The sequence below is a fragment of the Nocardia sp. NPDC050630 genome (genome assembly GCF_044457245.1).
Taxonomy (GTDB): Bacteria; Actinomycetota; Actinomycetes; order Mycobacteriales; family Mycobacteriaceae; genus Nocardia.
This window is the reverse complement of the sequence record NZ_JBITGN010000006.1, coordinates 132,495-156,236: the sequence shown is the minus strand read 5'-3', so window position 1 is coordinate 156,236 and position 23,742 is coordinate 132,495. Positions and strand designations below refer to the sequence as shown.

Sequence of the window (23,742 nt, the reverse complement as noted above, 5' to 3'; positions counted from 1 at the left end):
CGCCGATGTCGGCCGAGCGCTCGCCGCGACGCCTCCGCCTGGTGTGCGGTTCCCATGCCGCGTAGGCGGCACCGCCTCACTTGAGGACGTACGGGGAAACCGAGCTTCGATGCTCGCTGATATCGAGGACTTTGCCCAGCGGCGGGAACGCACGCTGCGGGCAATTGGCGCGTTCGCAGACCCGGCAGCCCGCACCGATCGGCGTTGCCTTCGCCTCGTCCAGATCGATGCCGTCGGCGTATACGACGCGACCAGCGTGGCGCAGCTCGCAACCCAGACCGATCGCAAAGGTCTTGCTGGCCTGCCCATATCGGGTCGCACGGCGTTCGACGGTGCGGGCGACCCACAGGTATTTGCGCCCGTCGGGCATCTGGGCGATCTGCGTCATGATCTTGCCTGGATAGGCGAAGGTCTCGTAGACGTTCCACAGCGGGCAGGTGCCACCGCTGGAGGAGAAGTGGAAACCGGTGGCGGACTGGCGTTTCGACATGTTCCCCGCGCGGTCCACGCGCACGAAGGAGAACGGCACGCCGCGCAGCTTGGGCCGCTGCAGGGTCGATAGGCGATGGCAGATGGTCTCGTAACTCTGGGTGAAGAAGGCAGACAGGCGCTCGATGTCGTACCGGAAATCCTCGGCGACCTCGTGAAAGTGTGTGTAGGGCAAGACGGTCGCCGCGGCGAAATAGTTCGCCAGGCCGAGCATGGCCAGCTTGCGGGTGTCCTCGGTGGCGAAATTGCCTTCCTCCACCAGCTTTTCGAGCAGATCACCGCATTCGAAGTAGGCGAGTTCCGCGGCGAGTTTGAAGGTGCGCTGGCCGCCGGACAGGTGGGGCGCGATTTCGAGGCGCTGGGTCTGTGGGTCGTAGCGGTGCAATACGCCCTCGCCGAGATCTATGCGCTCGACAATGTTCACATCGTGGGCGCGCAGCAGGCGGGCGATCTCACTGTTCACATCCCCGCCGTGGAAGCGGATGCGGGCAGTGAGTTCCTCTGCCGCGGTATCCAATTCGTGGATGTAGTTCTGTCGCTGGTAGAAGAAGTCGCGTACTTCCTCGTGCGGTTTGCTGATTGCCGCGCTGCCGGAGCCGTCGGCGAAGCGGTCCTCGGTCGCGGCGGCCAGCTGCGCGGAAGTGTTGCGGTACCGGTTGTGCATATTGACCAGTGCGCGCGCCATGCTCGGATGCGCGGAGACCATATCCGCGATTTCCTGGGTATCGGCCTCGATGCCGAGCTCCTGGTCCATGACGACCTCTTGAAGTTCGGCAATGAGCCGGGTGTCGTCCTGGGAAGAGAAAAAGGTCGCGTCGACGCCGAACACTTCGCTGATCCGCAGCAGTACCGGTACGGTGAGCGGGCGCACATCGTGTTCGATCTGGTTGAGGTAACTCGCCGAGATCTCCAGCTTCTGGGCGAGTGAGACCTGGCTCAGCCCGCGTTCGGTCCGCAGCTGACGAAGCCGCGCCCCGACGTAAGTCTTGGCCATACGTCCAGTTTATGAGGGATTCGCAAACCTGCCAATGGGTAATTAGCAGCAGAGCTGAGCGATATGTCACAGGGGCGGGTTACCTTCGAGTGATGCTGTTCTCGGATGTCGTGCAGGCCTCGGAGACCGTTCGGGCGACCCGGTCCCGCAAGACGAAGATCGCGACGCTGGCCGCGCTGTTGTCCGCCGCTGCCCCGGATGAGCTGGAGCCGGTGGTCGCATGGGTTTCCGGTGAACTACGGCAGGGGCGCATCGGCACCGGCTGGCGCACCCTTACCGCACTCGAATGCGAGCCGAGTGAGCTTGCGACGCTGACGGTTTCGTCGGTAGACAACACGCTCAGCGAATTGGCCACTACCTCAGGCCCCGGCTCGACGAACCGGCGCAGGGCATTGCTGCGCGGTTTGTGGACCGCCGCGACCGCCGACCAACAGGCCTTCCTGATGCGCCTGCTCGGCGGTGAGTTGCGCCAGGGCGCGCTGACCGCAATCGTCGCCGAGGCGGTCGCGGCGGCCGCTGCGGTCCCGATCGAGCTGGTCCGCCGGGCGTACATGCTGTCGGGTCAGCTGCCGGTCACGGCCGTCGCCGCGCTGACCGGTGGGGCAGAGGCACTGAGCGAATTCCGGCTCGAGATCGGCCGCCCGATCCAACCCATGCTCGCCTCGCCCGGTGCGACGCTGGACGAGGCGATGGCCGAATTCGGTGACGAGGTGAGCGTCGAGCACAAACTGGACGGCGCGCGCATCCAGGTGCACCGCGAGGGGTCGCGGGTATGGGTATTCACCAGGACGCTGCGCGATATCACCGCCGGTGTGCCGGAACTGGTCGATCTGGTCGCTCAGCTCAATTGCACGAGTGTGGTGCTGGACGGAGAAACATTGGCGCTCAACGATTCCGGACGGCCGCGTCCGTTCCAGGAAACGATGAGCCGCTTCGCCGAGGTCAGCTCGACCAGGGAATTGCTGCTGCATCCGTACTTCTTCGACTGTCTGCATCTCAACGGCGAGGATCTGCTCGACGTCCCGCTGCACAAGCGCCGCACGGCGCTGACCAGTGTGGCGGCCGCGCACACCATCCCGGCGCTGATCCGACCCGACGCCGAGGCGGCCGCGGAATACTTCGACGGCGCGCTGGCCGCCGGACACGAGGGCGTCATGGTCAAGTCGTTGAGCGCAAACTACGCCGCGGGTCGCCGCGGCCGGTCCTGGCTGAAGATCAAGCCGACACACACCCTCGACCTGCTTGTGCTCGGCGCGGAATGGGGTTACGGCCGTCGCACCGGATATCTGTCGAATTTGCATCTCGGCGCGCGTGATCCGGAAACCGGAGATCCGGTGATGGTCGGCAAGACTTTCAAGGGCCTCACCGATGCGCTGCTGCAGTGGCAGACCGCGGAATTCCCGAGGCACGAGCGTGCCCGCGACGAATACACCGTCTACCTCTGGCCGGAACTCGTGGTGGAGATCGCCCTCGACGGCGTCCAGGTGAGTCCGCGCTATCCGGGCGGCGTCGCACTGCGCTTCGCCCGTGTCGTGCGCTATCGACCGGATAAATCCGCCGCCGATGCCGACACCATCGAAACGGTCCGCGCGCTCCTGCCGTAACCGAATCGCCCTCGTAGCCGCCCGTCCGCCGAGTTGGCGGGTCCGAACCCGGGCGGATTTGCGGCACCCGAGCACCATCGCGTCGAGCGCAGTCCGAAACGTGGTGTCGGACGGCGCGACGAGCCGCGTTTCGACTGCGCTCGACGCGCAGCCGGCGCTGATAGCGAAGCACCCTCTCTGGACGGGGCACCGACGGTTGTTCGGTCGAGTGTCCGCCGCCAGCAGAATTGTTATGCCGACCGTGCCGTCCGGTTCCCAGTGTTCGAGCTGGTCATAGGCCAGACTGGCTCCGGTTCAGTCCGGTACACGCGCGGAAACGGGGACTCGGCGTTGCTCGGTACAGCACGAAAACAACAGACGGGGTCGGCCATCGGTCGGCCGATGCGGAAGGTGCTCGGTGCGGTGACCTGTATCGGGGTGGTAGCGGCGGTCGGTATGGCGGTGCCGGGAACAGCTGCGGCGGACCCGAATCCGACGGCCGATTTCCTGCATCCCGCGCGTGATCCCGCCTCGGTCATGCCTACCCCGTTGGATGATCCCTTCTACACACCGCCGCGGGGTTTCGAAAACCTGCGTCCGGGCGCGGTGGTCGCGGCCCGTGTCGTCGATATCGGGTTGAAGCCGACGCCGCTCACCGCCACCGAACTGCTGATCCGATCGACCGATGCCAAGGGCCGTCCGGTGCCGGTGGTCGCCACCTTGCTCGTGCCATCGACACCGTGGCAGGGTTCGGGACCCCGCCCGCTCGTCGCCAACAATGTGCCGATCGATTCACTCGGCAACCTCTGTGCGCCCTCGCAGCAGCTCAAGATGGGGCTAGCGGCCGGTCTCCGCTCGGTGCAGGTGCCGCTGTCGAAGAACTACGCGGTGATCGTGCCCGATCACCAGGGCCCGCGACAGGCATATGCGGCAGGTCGCATGGCCGGACATGCCGTGCTGGACTCCATACGCGCCGCCGTACAGACGCCCGAGTTGGGGCTGTTGCCCGATGCGCCCACTATCGTGGCCGGGTACTCCGGCGGTGCCATCGCCTCGGGCTGGGCGGCACAACTCGCACCGGTGTACGCGGGCGAGCTGAATCTCGTCGGTGCGGTGGTCGGTGGCGTGCCCGCCGACTTCGGCATGTTGATCGACACGATGAACGGCGCCAATGCCGCCACCGGGGTATTCCTGGCCGCGACCCTCGGGCTGGCCAGGGAGTATCCGGAGATGATGGCGCTGTTCAACGACAACGGTTGGCGGCTCTCGCATTTCGCGAAGGATCTCTGCTTTCTCGACGCCGCGTTGCTCGGTGCGCTCGCGCCGATACCCGCGGAAACACTCACCGACGTGCCGCACCCGACGAAGCTGCCGATGATCAGGGAGATCCTGGCCGAGAACCGCCTCGGCACCGCCGCGCCGCGCGTGCCGGTCTTCCTGTACCACGGCATCAACGAGTTCTGGCTGCCATTCGCCGGGGCCGAGCACCTCTACGACGACTGGTGCCGGTTGGGGGTTGCGGTGCGCTTCGAGGCCTACCCCGGCGAGCATCTGATCGTCGGCAATGTCGCGGCTCGAGCCGCCGATTCCTGGATCGAACAACGCTTCGCCGGTGCGCCCGCCCCGGTCGGCTGCTCGAAGATCAACAGGTAGAGCGAAGATTCACGGTAACCGATCGAAAATGCGTCCCGACAAGCGGCAACCGCATGGCAATCCGGATCGCGAGTGCCGCACACTGGAGGGGTGACCGCGGACCTCTTGGTACTCCTTATCGTCATCGTCACGGCACTCGCATTCGATTTCACCAACGGCTTCCACGACACCGCCAATGCCATGGCGACCTCGATCGCCACCGGCGCGCTGCGGCCACGGATCGCGGTCGCGGTATCCGCGGTGCTGAATCTGCTCGGCGCATTCCTGTCGGTCGCGGTCGCCGCGACGGTGGCCAAGGGCATCGTCCGGCTCGATGCGGTGCAGGGCGAGGCGCTGCTCATCATCGTGTTCGCTGGTCTGGTCGGCGGCATTCTGTGGAATCTGCTGACGTGGCTGTTCGGCCTGCCGTCGAGTTCCTCGCACGCATTGTTCGGCGGCCTGATCGGCGCCACCATCGCCGCACTGGGCTGGGGCGGGGTGATCTGGGCGCACGGCGCGGACGGCGTGCTGACCAAGATCGTGTTGCCCGCCCTGCTCGCGCCGGTCGTGGCCGCACTGGTCTCCGCCATCGGCACCTGGGGCGTCTACCGGATCACCGGAAAGTCCGATCCCGACAAGGTGAACGAGGGCTTCCGCTGGGGCCAGATCGGTTCGGCGTCACTGGTCTCGCTGGCGCACGGCACCAATGACGCACAGAAGACCATGGGCGTGATCTTCCTGGCACTTGTCGCGCACGGCACATTGACCAAGAACGACGAAATGCCGCTGTGGGTGATGGCGGCCTGTGCCGTCGCCATCGCGGCGGGCACCTACCTCGGCGGCTGGCGGATCATCCGCACCCTCGGCAAGGGGCTGGTCGAAATCGACTCGCCGCAGGGGCTGGCCGCCGAATCCTCCTCCGCCGCCATCATCCTCACCTCGGCTCACTTCGGCCTGCCGCTGTCGACCACACAGACCGCGACCGGATCCATTCTCGGCACCGGGCTCGGCAAGGGTGCGGAGGTGCGCTGGGGTGTAATGGGCCGGATGACGGTCGCCTGGCTGTTGACGCTGCCGCTCGCGGGTGTGGCCGGTGCCATCTGCTGGGCGATCGCGCATTTCATCGGCGGATTGCCCGGTGTGCTGGTGGTATTCGCGCTCCTGATCGCGCTGTCGCTGGTGATGTATCTGCGGTCGCGGCGGGATCCGGTGGACACCACCAATGTCAACGAGTGGCCGGGCGACACGCCGGACTCCGGCACCGAGGTCGCCAAGGACACCGCGCCGGTCGCGCAAAACGGGCTCTCGCCGCGAGGCGGATCGCCCGCGCAGGGAACCGATGCGACCGCGCAGGGTCCCAATGCGACCGCGTCCGGGACCGATGCGACAGCGCAGGGGCCCGATGCGACCGCGCCCGGGACCGATGCGACCGCGCCGGGACCCAATAGTCGTTCGGCCCAGGTCTGAGGAGCCATATCGTGCACACACTCGTCACGAATCTGAACGCGCTGTGGAAGGTGACCGTCGCGGGTCTCGTACTCGGTGCCGGTCTGCCGATCGTCTTCGCCGTCGGGGTTCGGCTCTGGTCGGTTGCCGAGACGGTGCCCGCGGAAGATGTTGGCGCCCAACGCCATTATCCGGCACTGGCCGGTGCCTACGCCTGCTTCGCGCTGATCGTCGTCGCGATTGTCACTGGAATTCTTTACACCGCGAAGGCATTCCTTGCGGCTAAATTCGGTATTCATCTGTTCGGCGCATGAGGAGGGCGAATCGTGACTGATCCAGCGAAATCCGCTCAGGTCCGGCCGAATCTGCTCGGCCGGGTCATCGGCTGGCTGCGCGCCGGTTATCCACAAGGGATTCCGCGGTCGGACTATGTCGCCCTGTTCGCGGTGCTGCACCGCCATCTGACCGACTACGAGGTGGTGGCGATCGCCGAGGAGTTGGTGGACTCCAATCCGGACAGCGAGATCAGCCATGCCGATATCGAAGCGGCGATAGCGCGGATGGCGAAGGAACAGCCGGACGCGCACGATATCGCCAGGGTCGCGTCCCATCTGGCGGCGGGCGGCTGGCCGCTGGCGACCCCACTGACCGATCCCGAAAGCGCCGATTAGCGCAGGGCAGCCGAGTCGCGGGCACACCCGGCAACCGGCGGGGTGATCGGTTCCCAGCCGATTCACAGCTGGATTGCCAGCATTCTCGAGGTGATCGGAGCAGGATGATCGATGTCGGCGAATGCGAAGCGGCTTCCAGTGAAAAGGGGCCTACCCCACGGCTTCCAATTCGCTCGACCCCGGCGGTTCACTGCTCGGACCGTCTTCCCGCCGACCGGCGGCGCCCACCCCTCGCTCGCGCCGCCGGTCCGGGAACTCCTCGTCGGGCGGCTGCGCAGCGGTCGGCCGGAGCGGAATCAGCCAGACGATCGCGGCGATCAGCGCGATGGTGGCGAGCAGGGTATACGAATCACCGAGCAGGAATTGCCATAGTGTCCAACGGAATTCGCGGCCCTCGGTCTGCGGTACCTGCCAGATCAGCCCCTGCGGCAGCAGTGGCAGGTCCGGATCCCATGCGCCGAACCGGTCGGACCGCAGCGGCCAGGCGAATACGAACAGATAGATGAGCGCGGGTACGGCGATCCGGACGGCGAGCCGACGATGGCGCAGCACGTGGATGACCCACAGCAGGGCGGGCGCGATCCACACCCAGTAGTGGGTCCAGGAAATCGGCGAGACCAGCAGCATTACCGTGGCCGCGAGCAGTACGCCGAGCAATTCGTCACCGCGCAGGTGGGCGATCCGCGCCGCCGCCATTCCGGCCAGCCCGAGCAGTCCGGCGCAGACGAACGAGGCTGTGGTGTCGTTCCAGGTCGACCATTCCAGGCGGCCGAACATGCCGTTGATCGACTGATTCTGCACATAGGCGAAGCCGATTCGGTTCTGCGAGGTCGTGGTCGTCGTCCAGAACTGCAGCGCTTGGGTCGGCCGGTACCAGAAGCCGATCGCCACCGTGGCGCCGAAGGTCGCGGCGGCCGTCGCGGCGGCCCGGAACTGGCGGGTGATGAGCAGATAGACGATGAAGACCGCCGGGGTCAGCTTCAGTCCGGTCGCGATGCCGATGAGGATGCCCCGATATCGGCTCTGCTTGGGCATGGCGAGATCCGCCAGGACCAAGGCCATGAGGATCGCGCTGAGCTGACCGAACCGGAATGTCTGCTGGACGGGCTCCAACCAGATCGCGGCGCCGGTGACGGCGATGCTCAATGCCAGCAAACCGGTTCCACGGCGGATTCGCTGAAGTCTGGCGGCGCTCCAGACGCTCACGAACAGTGACACCATGGTGAGCACCGTGACGGCGGTCCCGATGTAATTGATCGGGAATCGCGACAGTTCGGCACAGATCCACGCGGCGAAGACGGGATACAGGAAGGGCAAGCCGAGCGGTCCGCGGCCGTCGTACAGCAGCGCGGGATGAGTCGCCGCGGCGGTACCGCCCCACATATAGACCTGGAGATCGACTTGGTGCCAGTACATCTGCCAGTTGGGCCGCAGAAATAGCAGCCAGGCGCCGATGGACAGGGAGGCGAATACGATTGCGGCACTGAGCGTTGAATTGTGCGAGACCTTGGGCTGCGTCCCCGCACCGGCAGCGCGCTGTTCTCCTGTTTGCAGGATGACAGCCATGGAGTTGTTATTCCTTCATCAGGTGATACAGCTCTAGCGGACAGCAAATCCTTAGCTAAACTAAAGGCAATCCATCGTATCATCGCTGCCCAACAACGGCTGCCCATACTTTCCGGGGTCGGCCAGAACTACCCGGCCAGCACTCGCAGCAGATGTTCGACCTCGGACTGGATCGCATCGCGGGCGGACCGCAGGTACCTGCGCGGATCGGCAATGGTGGGACTGTCCGCGAGCACGGCCCGGATCGCCTCGGTGGCAAGGACATTCAGCCTGGTGGCGATATTGATTTTGGTCATGCCGTGCGCGACGGCGGCGCGCAGACCCGCATCGGGGACGCCGGAGGAGCCGTGCAGCACAAGGGGGACGGGAACTTTCGCGGCCAGTCGGGCAATCAGGTCGTTATCGAGTTCGGCCGTGCGGGTTTGCATGGCGTGCGAGGAGCCGACGGCCACGGCGAGGGCGTCAACGCCGGTGGCCGCGACGAATTCGACGGCCTCGTCCGGATCGGTGCGCACACCCGGGGCGTGTGCACCGTCCTTACCGCCCACCTCGCCGAGTTCGGCCTCGACGAAGACATCGCGGTCGTGGCACCAACTGACGATATCGGCGGTGGCGGCGACATTTTCGGCGTAGTCGAGAGTGGAGCCGTCGTACATTACCGAGCCGATGCCGAGATCGACCGCGGTGCGGATGAGTTCGAACGAGGTGGCATGGTCCAGGTGTACGGCGATATCCGCGCTGCTGTCAGCGGCAATACGTAAGCAGGCCAAGGCGATCGGGGCCAGATTGCCGTGGTAGTGCACCGTATTCTGCGAAAGTTGAAGCAGTACGGGCCGTTTCGCCGTCTCGGCGGCCGCGGCGATGGCTTCGGCATGTTCGATGGTGATCACATTGAAAGCGCCGAGACCTCCCGGACTGGCGGCCGCGATCAGGTCCGCGACGGTTCTAGAGGTCATGGTGAAGTCTCCTGCGGGGTAGCTAGTCGTTCGACGATCACCGTCGGTGCGATCTGGGTGCGCACCCGGCGATCGATTTCACCGGCGACCGGGATGACCACCGCGGCGGCCGAGGTCGCGACGGCGTCGACGAGCACGTCAGACCAGTCCGGGGTGTCTTTCGCATCCGAGAGTGCCGCGATCACCGCGGCGGTCGCGGAATCACCCGCGCCGGTGGGATTTCCGGCGAGTGGTTCGGGCAGCGCCGCCGACCACGCGCCATCGGCGGTCACCACGACCATTCCCTCGGCACCGCGGGTGGCGATGATCGCGCGCACTCCGCGTTCGATGAGTGGCAGTGCGGCCGTGACGACTTCGTCCGGCGTCACCGGAACTCGTCCGGTGAGCCGTTCCAGCTCTTCGGTATTCGGCATCAGCACGATGCCGGGTACTTGCGCGGCCAAGCGCAATGCCTCGCCGTCGACATCACAGATGGTCGGGACACCGGCGGCGATGGCGGTGCGCGCGATGTCGGCGGGCAGGCCGTGGGCGATACCGCCCGGCAGTGATCCGGAGATGACCAGGCCGTTGATATCGGGCAGCATGCCCGACACCCGGACCGAGAGCTGCTCGGCGGCATGTGGATTCGAGACGCGCGCGCCGGGCTCCCACAGTGCGGTCGCGGTTCCGTCACTGGATTCGCTGATCACCACCGTGCGCCGGACCCATGGCAGTGCGTGTACGAAGTCGACCGGCATTTCCAGCTCCGCGGCGGCGGCGAAGGCATGGTCGGAGAAACCTGTTGCCCTGGCATATTTTCCGATCTGATTGAGCACCCGCGTCACATTGATGCCCTTGCCGCCGATGCGCTGCTCGACCGAACGGACCCGATGGGCCTGGCCGCGCTCGAAATGCTCTACTCGGTAGGTCATGTCGTAGGCGGGATTCATTGTCACGGTGAGGATCACGTCAACAACTGTCCACGTCTGAGCACCCGGCGCAACTCTAGGTTGTCATCGACTATCAGCAGGTCGGCGAAATGGTCGGCCTCGAGGTCGCCGACATCGCTCAGTCCCGCCGCCGCGGCGGGCACGGACGTGGCGGCAAGCACGGCCTCGCGCAATGGCACACCGCATTCTCGGACCGCCCAGGCGAGGCATCGCAGCAGGTTGGCGGTGCCGCCGGCGATGGATCCATTGGATATCCTGGCCACGCCATCGACGACGTGGACGACTTGCGGACCGAGCTGATACTCGCCATCAGGCATACCCGCGGCCTGCATCGCATCGGTAATCAGCGCGACCTGTCCAGGTGCGGTCGCGAAAACCAATGCGCCGAAACCGGAGTCGATATGCACTCCGTCGCCGATCAGCTCCACGACGACCTGACGCCGCGCCGCGGCGACGAGTGCGGCGGCCACCGGGCCTGGCGTTCGGTGATGCAGTGGCGGCATTCCATTCGCCAAATGCGTGACCAGACTGCCGAATCCGTTGGGTCGCAGTGCCTGCTGGAACCGGGTGAAATCGGTGTCGCTGTGGCCGAGCGACACCACCACATCACGTTCGGAAAGACGTTGGGCGACTGTATCGAATCCAGGCAGCTCCGGGGCGAGGGTCATGACCCGCAGATGGCCGTCGGCGGCGGCGAGCAGGCGTTCGGTCAGCTCGAGATCGGGATCGCGCAGATATCGGGGGTCCTGCGCACCACATCGTGCGGCGGCCAGGAATGGTCCTTCGGCATGTATCCCGGCGACGGTGCCATCCGCGGCCAACGCACGCAGCGTCGCGACATGCGCGATCATATCGGTCGCGGGGCCGGTGACAACGCTGGCGAGCACGGTGGTGGAGCCGCGTCGGTGATGAAACTCCGCGGCCGCACGGGCTTCGTCAGCGTCGACGGTGTCGAAGCGGTGGCCGAATCCGCCGTGGTTGTGAATATCAACGAGGCCGGGCAGAAGGGTGCCGGAAAACGGTGGCACGGTCGAATCCGGATGCGCGACAACCCAATCCGTAAGCGACCGCACCCGCTCGATCCGGTCTGCGCGTATGGACACGACGCCGTCGTCGAAGATGGATGTCGCCGATACGATCCGTCCGCGAATCTCGAGACTCATGCGGGCGCCCTCGCATGGGCCAGCGCCATCTCGCCGATGCGCGTTTCGTAGCGTCGTGCGACCGAACCCATCGGCTGAACGCGTTGACCTGCACTCGTCTCGACGCGAGTCATATGAGCCCGCCCTGTCTGGCGAACAGGGCCGCACCCATGACCCCCGCGCGAGCACCGAACTCGCCGAGCACCACGCGCGGTGCGGGCACCACGCGCAGGCGTTCGGCAATGGTGTGGTGCAGGGGCTCGGTAAGTGCTGGCCCGGCCCCGGCCAGGCCACCGCCAAGGATGATCAGTTCCGGACACGCCGCGTGGATGAGGCCGAGCAGCCCGTCGGCGAGTGCGCTGATCGCTTCGTCGACCACGGCTTTGGCGTCGGAATCGGTATCGAGTATCGCGAAAACATCGGCTGCGCTGGCTGTTGCGCGTCCCGTGCGTTTCGCGTAGGCCCGGGCGATGGACGCTCCCGATGCCACGGTCTCCACGCAGCCGATATTGCCGCAGGGACAGCGCAATCCGTCCGCATGCCGAACCGGGATATGTCCGTATTCGCCGGTCTGTCCATAGGCGCTGCGCATCAAACGGCCGCCGACGGAAAGGGTGCCGCTGATGCCGGTGCCCAGAATGACCACGCAGACGTCATCGTGACCGCGACCGGCGCCGAACCGCCATTCGGCCCAGCCTGCCACCGCGACGTCGTGCTCGATCAGCACCGGCATACCCCAGCGTCTGGTGAACCGATCACCGATGTGCACATCGCGCCAACCGACATTGCTGCTGAATACCGCGATCAAACGGACCGGATCGACAATGCCCGGCAGCAGAACCGCCGCGCGGGCGACGCGATCGCGCTGGTCATCGGTCAACTCGGCAAGCAACTGATCACCGAGTGCGCCCATGGTTTCGAAGGCCGCCTCGCCCTGCGGTGTGGCCACCACACCCGCGGCGAGCACCGTGCCCGCGGCATCGGTGACCTCGCCCTTCATCGTGGTGCCGCCGACATCGAGGCCGAGTACCAGCAGATCATCGGTCAATGCCGTGACCGGCTGCTGTTCCGTTCCCATATCCGCACAGTAGTTCCTGGTAGCGACCGGTCACCGATCCAGAACGACGGAACGGTTCAGGTTGCGCGGATGGTCCGGGTCCAGTCCTTGGTCGGCGGCGCGCAGCACGCAGAGCTGGTGCACGCGGACCAGGTCGGCCATCGGATCGATATCGCGGTGTTCGAAATGCGCGCCGGTGACGGCCACATCCTCGGCGAAATGGGGGACCAGCGGCCCGAACGCCCAAACGGCGCGGCCGGGGGTGGAGATACTGATCGGACCGTGCCGGTATTCGGTCTGCAGATACGACTCGGTCCAGGATTGGCAGGATTCGCGCAGCTTGAGCCCCGCCTCCTCGGCGATCGCGGCCGCGAACCCCATCCCGACGAAGCTGATCTGCTCGGCACGACGCACGTCGGCCAGTGCCGTCGCCGGGTCTTCGGCGAGTACGGCCCTTGCCTGCTCGATGGCCGGGCGCAGTTCCTGGCCAAGATGCCAGCGCAGGATCGCCAGCGCGGTGGTGGCGAAACGGGTCTGCACCACCGACTGCTCGTCGACCTCCTCGATCAGGATCGGATCGCCCAGGTCGAGCACCGGGGTGCCCGGACTGCTGCAGATGACGGTGCGCGGAATCCGTGCCGGTATCGCCCGCATGGCATCGACCACCTCGGTGGTGGTGCCGGAGCGGCAGATGACGAGGTAGCGGTCGTAATCGCGACCGGCGCGGACCTCACTCGCGGGCCAGGCGTCGGTAATGCCGTGACCCGAGCTCTCGCGCAGTGCCGCGATGGCCCTGGACATGAACAGCGACGTGCCGCAGCCGATGACGGCGACGCGCTCGCCTGGTTGGGGTAGTACGGCGCGGTGCTCGGCGGCGGTGGTCTCGGCGCGCATCCAGTCGTCCGGCTGGGTGGCGACTTCGGCGGCCAGATGAGTCACGGGGGCGGGGTGAGCGGAGATCGGCACAACAACAGAATCACCCCAGGTGATCGTTCATGTCAAATTTACGATCAAATCAGTCACATATGATCACGATTGGGTCTAGCCTGTTGGACAAGCGATTCGTTCGCTCCATCATCGGCGCTTCGGTAGCGCCCGGAGTGAAAATTTGAAAGGTTCTGCTCGTGAAAAGACCCCTCCATGGCGTCCTCGCGGGGATAGCGCTGGTCACCGGCCTCGCGCTCGCCGTCACGTCCTGTGGTTTCGGCTCCAAGGATTCGGCCGACTCCGATAAAACGATCAACTTCCTGGCTCCTACCTATAGCGACGGTGCCAATGGCACGAAGGCGCTATGGGACCGGATCATCGACGACTTCCAGAAGCAGAACCCGGACTACAAGGTCAATCTGCAGATGGAGTCCTGGGAGTCGATCAACGATGTGGTGAAGACCAAACTGCAGTCCAAGTCCACCACCCCGGACCTGCTGAATATCGATGCCTACGCCAGCTTCGCCGGTGACGGGATGCTCTATCCGGTTTCCGAGGTCGTCTCCCCGAATGTGCTGGCGGACGTGCAGCCCGGCTTCGCCAAGAATGCCTCGCTGAACGGCACGCAGTATGCGATGCCGCTGTTCGCCTCCACTCGCACCCTGTTCTACAACACCGACCTCTTCGCGCAGGCCGGGGTGAGCACGCCACCCAAGACCTGGGCCGAGCTGACCGATGCCGCCAAGAAGATCCAGGCGCTCGGTGGTGGTGTTTCCGGCTACGGTCTGCCGCTGGGCAGTGAGGAATCGCAGGCCGAAACATCGCTGTGGACCTTCGGTGCGGGCGGAAACTGGTCCGATGGCGACAAGATCACCGTGGATACTCCGCAGAACCTGGAGGGAGTCAAGGCCATGCGGGAGATCTTCGACGCCGGTGTCACCCAGCCGAATCCAGGTGCGACCAACCGCAAGGACGTCATCAATTCCTTCATCCAGGGCAAGATCGGGATGATCGAGGGTCTGCCGCCAACCATCGCCCAGATCGCCGATAAGAATCCGGGTCTGAAGTACGCCACCGCGCCCACGCCGACCAAGGACGGCGCGCCGGTCACGCTGGGCGTCGCCGATCACCTGATGGCCTTCAAGAAGGACGGTACGAAGGCCGAGACGATCAAGAAGTTCCTCGACTTCTTCTACTCGGCGAATGTGTACTCGAACTTCGTCAAGAACGAGCACTTCATCCCGATCACCACCAGTGCGACCGCGGTGCTCGCCGACGATCCGGTGACCAAGGCCTTCGCGGCGACCCTGCCGGTGGCCAAGTTCTATCCGAGCAATAACCCGAAATGGGCAGCGGCGCAGGGCGCCATGCATCAGCAGATGGGCACCATCGCGCAGGGTGCGGACCCGGCTCAAGTGTTGCAGCGGATTCAGGAAGCAGCGAAATAGCGTGGGGCGCAGCACAGGTACCCGGGTACTGGTGGGGAAGAATTCGGCACTGCGGGCCGTCCCTTGGATCGGGCCCTCCCTGGTGCTGATCGCGGCCATCGTCGCGTTCCCGGTCGGCTACATGGTCTGGACCAGCACCCGGGACCTGAGCGCCTACGGCCAGGACCGTGGTCCCGCTGGGCTGGCCAATTACCGAAACCTGTTCGACATCAGCGAACTGGGATCGGTATTGGCGCACACCGTCGTCTGGGTGGTCAGCGTCGTGCTGATCACCCTGGTGCTCTCCGCGGGACTCGCGCAGTTCCTGAACAAGGATTTCCCGGGACGCACCGCGGTGCGCATGGCGATTCTGGTGCCGTGGGCGGCCTCGGTCGTGATGACGACGACCATCTTCTATTACATGCTCGACCCCGATGTCGGCATCGCCAACCGATTCCTGGTCGATATCGGGCTATTGGATCGCGGCTACGGTTTCACCAAACAACCGACGCCCGCATTCCTGGTGGCGATCGGTGTCGCGGTCTTCGTCTCGATCCCGTTCACGACCTACACGATTCTGGCTGGCCTGCAATCGATTCCGGCCGAAATCGATGAGGCGGGCCGGGTGGACGGCGCCAGTGCGTGGCAGCGCTATCGGTATCTCACACTGCCGCAATTGCGACCGGCGATCGCGGTCGCCACCATCATCAACATCATCAACGTGTTCAACTCGCTGCCCATTCTGCAGGTGATCACCGGCAGCATCGCGGGCTTCGGTGCGGATACGACAACGACATTGACCTTCAAGCTGATTCGGCAGAATCAACAGCTCGACACCGCCGCTGCCATGAGCGTTTTGAACTTCGCGCTGATCGTGGTCATCATCGCGATCTATGTGAAGATCATCAAGCCGACTCAGCAGGTGGACGCATGACCACACAGGCCGACATCCACATCGAGGGTGTGGAAATGCCGCCGGACACCACGGTTGTCGAAGCCCCGAGCGGGCGACCTCGGCGACGGCGTTGGGAGCTCACCGCGGTAGGCGTGGTGCTTGCCGTCATCTTCCTGACCCCGTTCGTAGTGATGGTGCTCGGCTCGCTGAAGAGCCGCGCCGAAATCCTGCGCATCCCACCGACCTATCTGCCCGAAACCTGGCATCCGGACAACTACGCCACCATGTGGGACACTCCGGAGACGCCGCTGCCCTACAACCTGGCGAGCACGATCATCATCTCGTTCTGTGCCACCTTGCTGGTGCTCTTCGTGGCCATCCCGGCCGCGTATTACACAGCGCGGCACAAGTTTCCTGGACGCGCGGTATTCCTGGCGTTGGTGCTGGTCACCCAGATGTTGCAGCCGACGGTATTGGTGACCGGTTTGATCCGGGAGTTCTTCACCCTCGGCATCAATGACACCTGGCTGGCCATGATTCTGGTGAATGCCGCGTTCAACCTCTCGTTCGCGGTATGGATCCTGCACAGCTTCTTCGCCGCCATTCCGGTGGAGATCGAGGAGGCCGCGCAGCTCGATGGTCTGAGTCGCTGGCAGATCCTGGTCCGGGTGAGTCTGCCGTTGATCTGGCCGGGCATTGTCACCGCGACGATTTTCGTGGTGGTGGCCTGCTGGAACGAATTCGCCGCGAGCCTGGTGGTATTGACCACTCCCGAGAATCAGCCGCTGTCGGTGGCGCTGACCAAATTCGTCGGGCAATACGACACGGCGTGGCAGTACGTCTTCGCGATCTCCACGGTCGGCATCGTTCCGGTGGTCATCCTGTTCGCGTTCATCGAGAAGCGCTTGGTCGCGGGGCTCACCGCAGGCAGCGTCAAGTAATCGCCGAGAGCGACGGGTGGCTGTGTGCCACCCGCCCTCGGAACTGTTGCCGCCCTTGGCGCAAGCCCCTGGTCGGACAGGCTGTCGGCGCGCGGAAGCAGCGGTCATTCAAATGTCCGTGCCCGGGGGTAGTCGCTTCCGGCCGGTAGCATCGAATCCGTGGCACGGCAGGATTACGAAACCAAGGAGGGCCGCAATTACGGCGGGCTGTCCAAACAACAGCGGGTAGCCCAGCGGCAGGCGCGACTCATCGATGCCGCGCTGGAATTGTTCGGTACTCAGGGCTATGCGGCCACCTCGATCGAACGGCTGTGTGCCGTCGCGAATGTTTCCACGCGTAGCTTCTACGAGGATATGGGCAGCCGCGAGGCGTTGTTGATCGCGCTGGTCAATCGCATTACCTCGCATGCGGTCGAACGCGCGCTGGAAAGTATGGCAAAGACCGCGGGACAACCGCTTTCCACACGGGTCATCGATGCTTTCCGCGCCTATCTCGAGGTGACCTGTGCCGATCACCGTTCGGCGCGGGTGTGTTATGTCGAAGTCGTCGGCGTCAGTTCGGCAGTCGAGGATTGGCGCAGGCAGCAGCGCCGCCTGCTGTCATCGCTGCTGATCAGCGAGGCGGAGCGAGCCGTCGAGCGCGGTGAGACCAAGGCGCGCCGGTTCGATCTATTCGCACTCGCGGTAATCGGCGCGGTGAATTCACTGGCCCAGGAGTTGGTGCGGACCACACATCCCGATACCGAGGTGTCGCTGGATGAAATATGCGAGGAAATAGCATATTTCGTGAATTCTGGACTTGCGTTGTACTGATCAGCGAACCAAAATGGTTCGGGCCCAACCGCTATGGTGAGAGCAATGGTGTTCGAGGGATTCGTCGAGTTCGATATCGAGACCGCCGAGGGGCGCGTGCATGGGCGGCGCGGTGGTGACGGGCCGCCCGTCTTGTTACTGCACGGGATACCCGAGACGCACCTCATGTGGCATAAGGTCGCGTCGCGGTTGGCCGAGCGGTTCACCATCGTGGCAACGGATCTGCGGGGATTCGGCGACAGCGCCTCGCCGCCGAGTCGGCCGGACCACAGTCCGCACAGCATGCGGACCATCGCCGCCGAACAGGTCGAGGTGATGGCGAGTCTCGGCCATGATCGGTTCAGCGTGGTCGGTCATGATCGTGGCGCGCGGTGCGCGTATCGCATGGCGCTGGATCATCCGGCAATCGTTACGCGGCTGGCGGTGCTGGATATCGTGCCAACCGCTGACAGCTTCCGTGCGGCGGATATGGACTTCAGCCTCGGATTCTGGGTGTGGTCCTTCCTCGCCGCACCGGCACCGATTCCGGAACGGCTCATTGCCGGTGATCCGGCGATTCTGGTGAACCATATGCTCGATAGCTGGGCCGAGGATCCCGGTGTTTTCTCGGATGAAATCCGCACGGAATACATCGAGAAATTCCGCGACCCGGATACCGTGCACGCGATTTGCGAGGAATATCGGGCCGCCGCGACCCTCGATTATGCGCATGACGAGGCTGACCGCGGGCAGCGGCGGATCGAATGTCCGCTGCTCGTATTGTGGAGTGCCACAGGCGCTGTCGGCAGTTGGCATAGGCCGCTGGAGGTATGGCGCCGCTGGGCGGACGATGTCCGTGGTGCTCCGCTCGACGCCGGACATTTCTTGCCGGAGGAAGCCCCGGAGCAGACCGCTCGCCACCTCCTGGCGTTCCTCTGACGCCTATCCGGGACTTCGAAGTCCCCGCCGCGCTAAACCACGTCCACTCGAACCCCGGCAGCTCGAATCGTCGCCACCGCGGCCGGATCCGCATCCGAATCCGTCACCAGCACATCGACCTGCTCGATCCCGCAGATCCGGGCCAGCGCTGAGCGCTCCAGTTTGTCCGCGGTGGCGACGACCATCACCTGACCGGACCGCCGGACCATCTCGGTGGTCACCCCGGCTTCATCGATATGTCGACACTGCGCGCCGCCCTCGGCGGAAATCGCATTGACACCGAGAATCAGTGCGTCCAAACGCAATTCGGCCAGGGCCCGCTCGGCCAACGGGCCATGCAACTCATAGGACTCCCGGCGCGCCACCCCGCCGAGCACGATTGTGCGCATATGTGGCCGCAACACCATCTCGCCCGCGATATTGAGCGCGTTGGTGACGATGGTCAGTGGGTCACCGGCGGCATTGGCCAAATCGGTTCGTCCGGCCAATGCGCGTGCCACGGCGGTCGTCGTTGTGCCACCGTTCATTCCGACTACCGCACTCGGTTCGATAAGTCCCGCAGCGTGTTCGGCGATCCGCTGCTTCGGTTCATCCGCGCCCTGCCGGTAGCGCGCGGGTAGGTCGTAGGCGACCGAAGTCGCGACAACACCGCCGTGTGTCCTGGTCGCCAACTGCTGTTCGGCGAGTGCGGTGAAGTCGCGGCGTACCGTCGCCGGGGAAACCCCGAGGCGTTCGGCGGCCTCCTCTACCGAAAGCCGCCCGGTGTCGGCGAGCAGTTCCAGCAGTCGGTTCCATCGCTGCGGCCGGTCCGTCGGTCCGGTCATGTCAAGCCTTCCCGTCCACGCGAGCGACCTGCTGGTTTTCCATGCACGCGAACAATCTGAGCACAGGCACGTGCCGACCGTAGAGATTCGGCCGCCGTATTACCAAGTCGGACACCTTCATCACCGCGCCCGCAATCCATCGAGCACGAGATCGACCACCCGACGGACCGCGTCCGCATACGACTCACCGGCCCGGGTATAGATCTGCAAGGTCATCAGCCCGGCCACCTCGCCGGGATCGATATCGACGCGCATGGCACCGGCTTGCTGGGCCTGCCTGGTCATCCGCGAGACGGATTCGACAATCCGCCCTCGCACCTCGTGCAACCGCGGATCGGCCTGTATCTCGGCGTGCAGATTCGGCTCGATCGCCGATGCGAGCGCCCCGACCCGTCGCTGCGCACATTCGTGCAGAAACCGCGCAAGCGCTGGCCACGCCGCATCCTCCTGCTCCAATGCGGTCGCCGCCATCTGGGCCAGCTCCGCGAGGTAGGACCGGGCAGTCTCGGCGATCAACGCATCCCGATCCGGGAAGTGCCGATACAACGTGCCGACACCCACACCCGCCCGATCCGCGATCTCCTTCATCGGCACATCGACACCGTGCTCACGGAAGGTCACCAGCGTCGCGGCAATGATCTGATCCCGGTTGTTCCTGGCATCAGCCCTCTTCAGACCGGTCGTCGCCCTCACCTCCGAGTTTAAGTGGACGAAATCCTTCCACTTACTGTACGCTCCCTCTTAACCGGACGAAATTCGTCCACTTAACCAGAAGGTGTTGTCATGAACAAGACGGTTCTGATCTCCGGTGCGGGCATCGGCGGTGCGACCCTGGCGTACTGGCTGGCCGACCGCGGCTTCCGGGTCACGGTGGTCGAGCGGGCGACAGGCCAACGCTCGAGTGGAAATCCGGTCGACGTCAAGGGACCCGCCATCGATGTGGCCGAGCGCATGGGCATCATGGCGCAACTGCGCGCCGCGAATTCCGCTGTGTCCCAGATGAATTTCGTCAACGCGAGCGGCCGCCGCATCGCCGGGGTCGATCTGAAGGCCTTCCAGGGATCGGCGGGCGACCGCGAGGTCGAGATCCCCCGAGCCGATCTCGCCACGATCCTGCTCGACGCCAGCCGCGACAGCGCCGACTTCCTGTGGGGCGACACCATTACCGGCCTGTCACAGCACACCGACGGCGTCGATGTCACCTTCGAACATGCCGATCCGCGCCGCTTCGACTTCGTGATCGGCGCGGACGGCCTGCATTCGGTGGTGCGCCGCCTGACCTTCGGCGATGAATCCGAATTCGTCCGGCATATGGGCATCTACATCGCGACCATCCGAATCGATGAGCCATTCGGCAGCGACCGCGAAGTCCTCATCTACAACACGCCGGGACGGGCGCTGTCGGTGCACCCGACGAAGGGCCGCGCTCTCGCGGCGTTTATGTTCCGGCACAAGGGCGTTCCCGGTTTCGACCATCGCGACACCGAACTGCACAAGCGCCTGGTCATCGAGGCCTTCACCGACCAGGGCTGGCGGGTTCCCGAATTGCTGGACCGCGTCCGCGACACCGACGACCTGTTCTTCGATGCCGTCAGCAAGGGCGAACTCCCGCGCTGGTCGCACGGACGCATCGCGCTGCTCGGTGATGCCGCATCCTGCGTCTCACTGTTCGGCGACGGCTCCACCCTCGCGATCGCCGGGGCGTACACGTTGGCGGAGGAACTGGCGGGCGCACCGGAGGACCACCAGGCCGCGTTCCAGCGCTACGAGACCCGGCACCGGGTGCTGGTCGATCCCAAACTCAATGGCGTGGCCACTGCGGCATCGATGCTCATACCGGCGACGAAGGCCGGAATCGCGCTGCGCAATACCGCAACTCGCGTCCTTCCCGCTGTCACGGCACTCCGCGATCGGGCCAGGTGCGCCGCTTGAAAGGTGCCGTTCGCCACTGGCGATACCGCCGCGAATTTCGGCATCCGGTCGCGGAGAACAGGCTCGGCGTTTTCCCTTCACCTCCCCTGTTCAGAGGGTGGTAGGGAGCCCGAAGCCCGGGAAGAGGGTGGCGTCGAGGAAGACCGTGATTCGGTCGATGGCTTCGTCGCGGAGGGTGAGTAGGTGGATGGAATGTGCCTGGTAGGTGTCGTTTTGGTCGCGGCGGTAGTAGGCGATGGCGGGTTGGGTGTTGGCGGAGGTGGGGATTGCGCGCCAGAGGTCGGGGGTGGAACCACACCTGTCGGTGAAGAAGGCCACGACGTGGGCGCGTCCTGCGAACCAGAGCAGGGCGGGTGGCATTTCGAGGACTACATCGTCGCGCAGGAGTTTGGCGAAAGCAGCCATGTCGGCGTTGCCGAAGGTGGTTACGTAGCGGTCGATCATCGCGCGTTCGTCCGGGCTCAACGATTCCGATACGTGGTCGAGCATGGGGGCGTCTTTCTCCAATTGGGCGTGCGCGCGTTGCAGTGCGCTATTGACTGCGGTGGGGGAGGTTTCGAGTAGGTCGGCGACTTCGGCCGCGGACCAGGCGAGTACGTCGCGCAGGATCAGGACCGCGCGTTGTCGGGCGGGTAGGTATTGCAGTGCCGCTATGAATGCGAGTCGGATGCCGCTTCGGGCGGCGACCACGGTCGCCGGATCATCGGACGCGGTGCCGAGCAGTGCATCGGGAATCGGTTCCAGCCAAGGGGTTTCGGGATGACGCTGCGGTTTGGTGACCAGGCTATCGCTCGGTCCGACCAGTCCGGTCGGTAGCGCCCGCCTGCCGCGCTGTTCGAGCGCGGTCAGGCAGACATTGGTGGCGATTCGATACAGCCAAGTGCGCAGCGACGCGCGGTCCGCGTCATAACGGTCGGCCGAGCGCCATGCCCGCAGCATCGTCTCCTGCACCAGATCCTCGGCGTCGTGGATCGAGCCGAGCATCCGATAGCAGTGCGCGAGCAGTTCGGGCCGGTAGGGCGCGGTGCGCGCCGCGAAATCCGCACTGACCGTCATGGGTGCCAAACCTACCGAGGATGTGCTGGTCATGCCTGCACCCCGCTGCGGTCGTCGCCGGCTGCCGAGGCGGCCATTCCAGCGCCCGGTGTGTCCGCAGGGCCGGCCGCAACCGGCTCGGTGGCGTGGGGCGCACCGGCCGGAATCAGCAGACCGATCGCGGCACCGAGCAGCGCGAGCACGGCAGCGGTGGCGATGGCGGCCGCGAAACCGTCACTGAAGGCCCGCGCGCTGGCGAAGCCGCCAACGGCAGCGAAAACCGCTGCGGGGACGGCGATTCCAAAGGCGCCACCGAGTTGGCGCAGGGTGTTGTAGGTTCCCGATGCGGCCCCGACCGCGGGCATCGGAACGGCCCGCAGTACCGCGCTCTGCGCGGCGGGAATCGCCATCGACACACCGACGCCGGAGATGATGAAGGGCGCGATCATCGCCGCATACGACAGGTCCGGTCCGGCGGTGAGGGCGATCCACCCGTAGCCGATGGCCTGCATGAGCAAACCGGTGACAACCAGCGGACGCTCACCGAACCGGTTGACCTGCTTACCCGCGATCGGTGCCACGAGGAACAGCGTGACCGTCCACGGTGCCAAACGCAGTCCGGCGCCGAGCGGGCCCTGCTGCTGCACGATCTGCAAGAACTGAGCGAAGAAGAACGCACCACTGAAAATCGAGGCGGCCAACAGGAACCCGACCGCATTGCCGGCGGAGAAGGCGCGAGAGGCAAAGAAACGCATCGGAATCAGCGCAGCCGTGGTGCGCAGTTCCCAGCGCACGAATCCCACTGCGGCCACCGCGCCGATCAGCAATACGGAGACGACTTCCGGACTGGCCCAACCGGATTCATTGCCCCGAATCAGACCCCAGACGATTCCGAAGGCCGCGGTGCTCACCAACACGATCCCGGGAAAGTCCAATCTGCGCGCCTCGCCCACACTTTCGACCAGCCGTGTGCGCGCCAGCGGGATCAGCACCGCGCCGATCGGCAGGTTCAACCAGAAGATCCACTGCCAAGCCAGGCCCTGCACCACCGCACCGCCGACGAGCGGTCCGCCGAGGGTGGCCAATCCGGTTACCGCCGCGAATAATCCGAGTGCCTTGGTCCGCTGCTCCGGCTGGAACGCCGCCGAAAGCAAAGCCACCGCAACGGGCATGATGGCGGCGGCCCCGACGCCCTGTGCCGTCCTGGCGGCGATCAACAGACCGAGATTCGGCGCCAGCGCACATCCGGCCGAGGCCGCGCTGAACAGTGCCAGCCCACCGACGAGCACCCGTCTGCGTCCGTAGCGGTCACCGAGCGCCGCGCCCGCCATCAGCAGCACGGCGAAACTCAGGTTGTAGGCGTTGATCGTCCATTCCAACTCGCCGATCGATGCGTGCAGATCCAGCTGGATCGCATGCATCGCGGTGGTGACGACCAGTGCGTCGAGCACGATCATCAAGCCCGCCAGTGATGTCAGCGCCAGTACCCAGCGCTGCCCCGTGGTCATCTTCATTGCATTCCTCCGATGGGTTGTGCGGGTACATACCGGCGCCGCCGCGCGGAT

The 23,742-nt window shown here is 65.2% G+C and carries 22 protein-coding genes; 11 read left to right on the top strand and 11 right to left on the bottom strand.

Annotated features, from left to right (window positions below):
- Positions 1–76: 76 nt before the first annotated feature.
- Positions 77–1,483: an acetate metabolism transcriptional regulator RamB gene (ramB, locus tag ACIBG0_RS17805; RefSeq protein WP_397033664.1), complete on the bottom strand. Its 1,407-nt coding sequence runs from the start codon at positions 1,481–1,483 to the stop codon at positions 77–79.
- Between the two features lie 92 nt (positions 1,484–1,575).
- On the opposite strand from ramB, the gene ACIBG0_RS17800 reads away from it, so the two are divergent.
- The 5 genes from ACIBG0_RS17800 to ACIBG0_RS17780 all read left to right on the top strand — a co-directional run bounded on the left by ACIBG0_RS17800 (position 1,576) and on the right by ACIBG0_RS17780 (position 6,815).
- Positions 1,576–3,087, top strand: coding sequence for an ATP-dependent DNA ligase (locus ACIBG0_RS17800; protein WP_397033662.1), 1,512 nt, complete (start codon positions 1,576–1,578; stop codon positions 3,085–3,087).
- Positions 3,088–3,468: 381 nt separating this feature from the next.
- The gene (locus tag ACIBG0_RS17795; protein WP_397033660.1) at positions 3,469–4,719 is read left to right on the top strand and encodes a lipase family protein; all 1,251 of its coding nucleotides are present in this window, start codon (positions 3,469–3,471) and stop codon (positions 4,717–4,719) included.
- 90 nt (positions 4,720–4,809) lie between these two features.
- Positions 4,810–6,165 (top strand): inorganic phosphate transporter, encoded by a 1,356-nt coding sequence (locus tag ACIBG0_RS17790; RefSeq protein ID WP_397033658.1) that lies wholly within the window; start codon positions 4,810–4,812, stop codon positions 6,163–6,165.
- 11 nt (positions 6,166–6,176) lie between these two features.
- Positions 6,177–6,458: a hypothetical protein gene (locus ACIBG0_RS17785; protein ID WP_397033657.1), complete on the top strand. Its 282-nt coding sequence runs from the start codon at positions 6,177–6,179 to the stop codon at positions 6,456–6,458.
- A 12-nt stretch (positions 6,459–6,470) separates the two neighbouring features.
- A complete protein-coding gene (locus ACIBG0_RS17780) occupies positions 6,471–6,815 on the top strand; it encodes a DUF3349 domain-containing protein (protein ID WP_397033656.1) in 345 nt (114 codons plus the stop codon).
- Between the two features lie 150 nt (positions 6,816–6,965).
- Here ACIBG0_RS17780 and ACIBG0_RS17775 read toward each other — a convergent pair whose 3' ends face one another.
- The 6 genes from ACIBG0_RS17775 to ACIBG0_RS17750 all read right to left on the bottom strand — a co-directional run bounded on the left by ACIBG0_RS17775 (position 6,966) and on the right by ACIBG0_RS17750 (position 13,431).
- Positions 6,966–8,381: a glycosyltransferase 87 family protein gene (locus ACIBG0_RS17775; RefSeq protein ID WP_397033655.1), complete on the bottom strand. Its 1,416-nt coding sequence runs from the start codon at positions 8,379–8,381 to the stop codon at positions 6,966–6,968.
- A 128-nt stretch (positions 8,382–8,509) separates the two neighbouring features.
- A complete protein-coding gene (locus ACIBG0_RS17770; RefSeq protein WP_397033654.1) occupies positions 8,510–9,337 on the bottom strand; it encodes a class II fructose-bisphosphate aldolase in 828 nt (275 codons plus the stop codon).
- The gene (locus ACIBG0_RS17765; RefSeq protein WP_397033653.1) at positions 9,334–10,284 is read right to left on the bottom strand and encodes a hexose kinase; all 951 of its coding nucleotides are present in this window, start codon (positions 10,282–10,284) and stop codon (positions 9,334–9,336) included. The genes ACIBG0_RS17770 and ACIBG0_RS17765 overlap by 4 nt, the downstream gene beginning before the upstream one ends.
- Positions 10,281–11,429 (bottom strand): N-acetylglucosamine-6-phosphate deacetylase, encoded by a 1,149-nt coding sequence (locus ACIBG0_RS17760; RefSeq protein WP_397033652.1) that lies wholly within the window; start codon positions 11,427–11,429, stop codon positions 10,281–10,283. Before ACIBG0_RS17760 ends, ACIBG0_RS17765 begins: the two co-directional genes overlap by 4 nt.
- A gap of 109 nt (positions 11,430–11,538) precedes the next feature.
- Positions 11,539–12,486: an ROK family protein gene (locus tag ACIBG0_RS17755; protein ID WP_397033651.1), complete on the bottom strand. Its 948-nt coding sequence runs from the start codon at positions 12,484–12,486 to the stop codon at positions 11,539–11,541.
- A 30-nt stretch (positions 12,487–12,516) separates the two neighbouring features.
- Positions 12,517–13,431 (bottom strand): SIS domain-containing protein, encoded by a 915-nt coding sequence (locus ACIBG0_RS17750; protein WP_397033650.1) that lies wholly within the window; start codon positions 13,429–13,431, stop codon positions 12,517–12,519.
- A 158-nt stretch (positions 13,432–13,589) separates the two neighbouring features.
- Between ACIBG0_RS17750 and ACIBG0_RS17745 the strand changes: the two genes are divergently transcribed.
- From ACIBG0_RS17745 to ACIBG0_RS17725, 5 genes are all read left to right on the top strand, one after another.
- Positions 13,590–14,840 carry an extracellular solute-binding protein gene (locus ACIBG0_RS17745; protein ID WP_397033649.1) on the top strand — a complete coding sequence of 417 codons (1,251 nt, stop codon included), beginning with the start codon at positions 13,590–13,592 and terminating at the stop codon, positions 14,838–14,840.
- Positions 14,841–14,871: 31 nt separating this feature from the next.
- Complete coding sequence (locus ACIBG0_RS17740) at positions 14,872–15,753, top strand: carbohydrate ABC transporter permease (RefSeq protein WP_397033648.1); 882 nt, start codon at positions 14,872–14,874, stop codon at positions 15,751–15,753.
- Positions 15,750–16,655, top strand: coding sequence for a carbohydrate ABC transporter permease (locus ACIBG0_RS17735; RefSeq protein WP_397033646.1), 906 nt, complete (start codon positions 15,750–15,752; stop codon positions 16,653–16,655). Before ACIBG0_RS17740 ends, ACIBG0_RS17735 begins: the two co-directional genes overlap by 4 nt.
- 159 nt (positions 16,656–16,814) lie before the next feature.
- Positions 16,815–17,468 carry a TetR/AcrR family transcriptional regulator gene (locus ACIBG0_RS17730; RefSeq protein ID WP_397033645.1) on the top strand — a complete coding sequence of 218 codons (654 nt, stop codon included), beginning with the start codon at positions 16,815–16,817 and terminating at the stop codon, positions 17,466–17,468.
- 45 nt (positions 17,469–17,513) lie between these two features.
- Complete coding sequence (locus ACIBG0_RS17725) at positions 17,514–18,386, top strand: alpha/beta fold hydrolase (RefSeq protein WP_397033643.1); 873 nt, start codon at positions 17,514–17,516, stop codon at positions 18,384–18,386.
- Between the two features lie 32 nt (positions 18,387–18,418).
- Here the strand turns inward: ACIBG0_RS17725 and ACIBG0_RS17720 are convergent, their stop codons facing one another.
- Positions 18,419–19,210 carry a DeoR/GlpR family DNA-binding transcription regulator gene (locus ACIBG0_RS17720; RefSeq protein WP_397033642.1) on the bottom strand — a complete coding sequence of 264 codons (792 nt, stop codon included), beginning with the start codon at positions 19,208–19,210 and terminating at the stop codon, positions 18,419–18,421.
- A 120-nt stretch (positions 19,211–19,330) separates the two neighbouring features.
- Positions 19,331–19,903, bottom strand: a complete 573-nt coding sequence (locus tag ACIBG0_RS17715; protein WP_397033640.1) for a TetR/AcrR family transcriptional regulator — start codon at positions 19,901–19,903, stop codon at positions 19,331–19,333.
- Between the two features lie 90 nt (positions 19,904–19,993).
- On the opposite strand from ACIBG0_RS17715, the gene ACIBG0_RS17710 reads away from it, so the two are divergent.
- On the top strand, positions 19,994–21,142 hold the full coding sequence (locus tag ACIBG0_RS17710; protein ID WP_397033639.1) for an FAD-dependent monooxygenase: 1,149 nt from the start codon (positions 19,994–19,996) through the stop codon (positions 21,140–21,142).
- Between the two features lie 90 nt (positions 21,143–21,232).
- Here the strand turns inward: ACIBG0_RS17710 and ACIBG0_RS17705 are convergent, their stop codons facing one another.
- Entirely contained in the window at positions 21,233–22,231 is a 999-nt protein-coding gene (locus ACIBG0_RS17705) for a sigma-70 family RNA polymerase sigma factor (RefSeq protein ID WP_397033637.1), read from the bottom strand.
- Positions 22,228–23,691: a DHA2 family efflux MFS transporter permease subunit gene (locus ACIBG0_RS17700; protein ID WP_397033635.1), complete on the bottom strand. Its 1,464-nt coding sequence runs from the start codon at positions 23,689–23,691 to the stop codon at positions 22,228–22,230. The genes ACIBG0_RS17705 and ACIBG0_RS17700 overlap by 4 nt, the downstream gene beginning before the upstream one ends.
- Between the last annotated feature and the right edge of the window lie 51 nt (positions 23,692–23,742).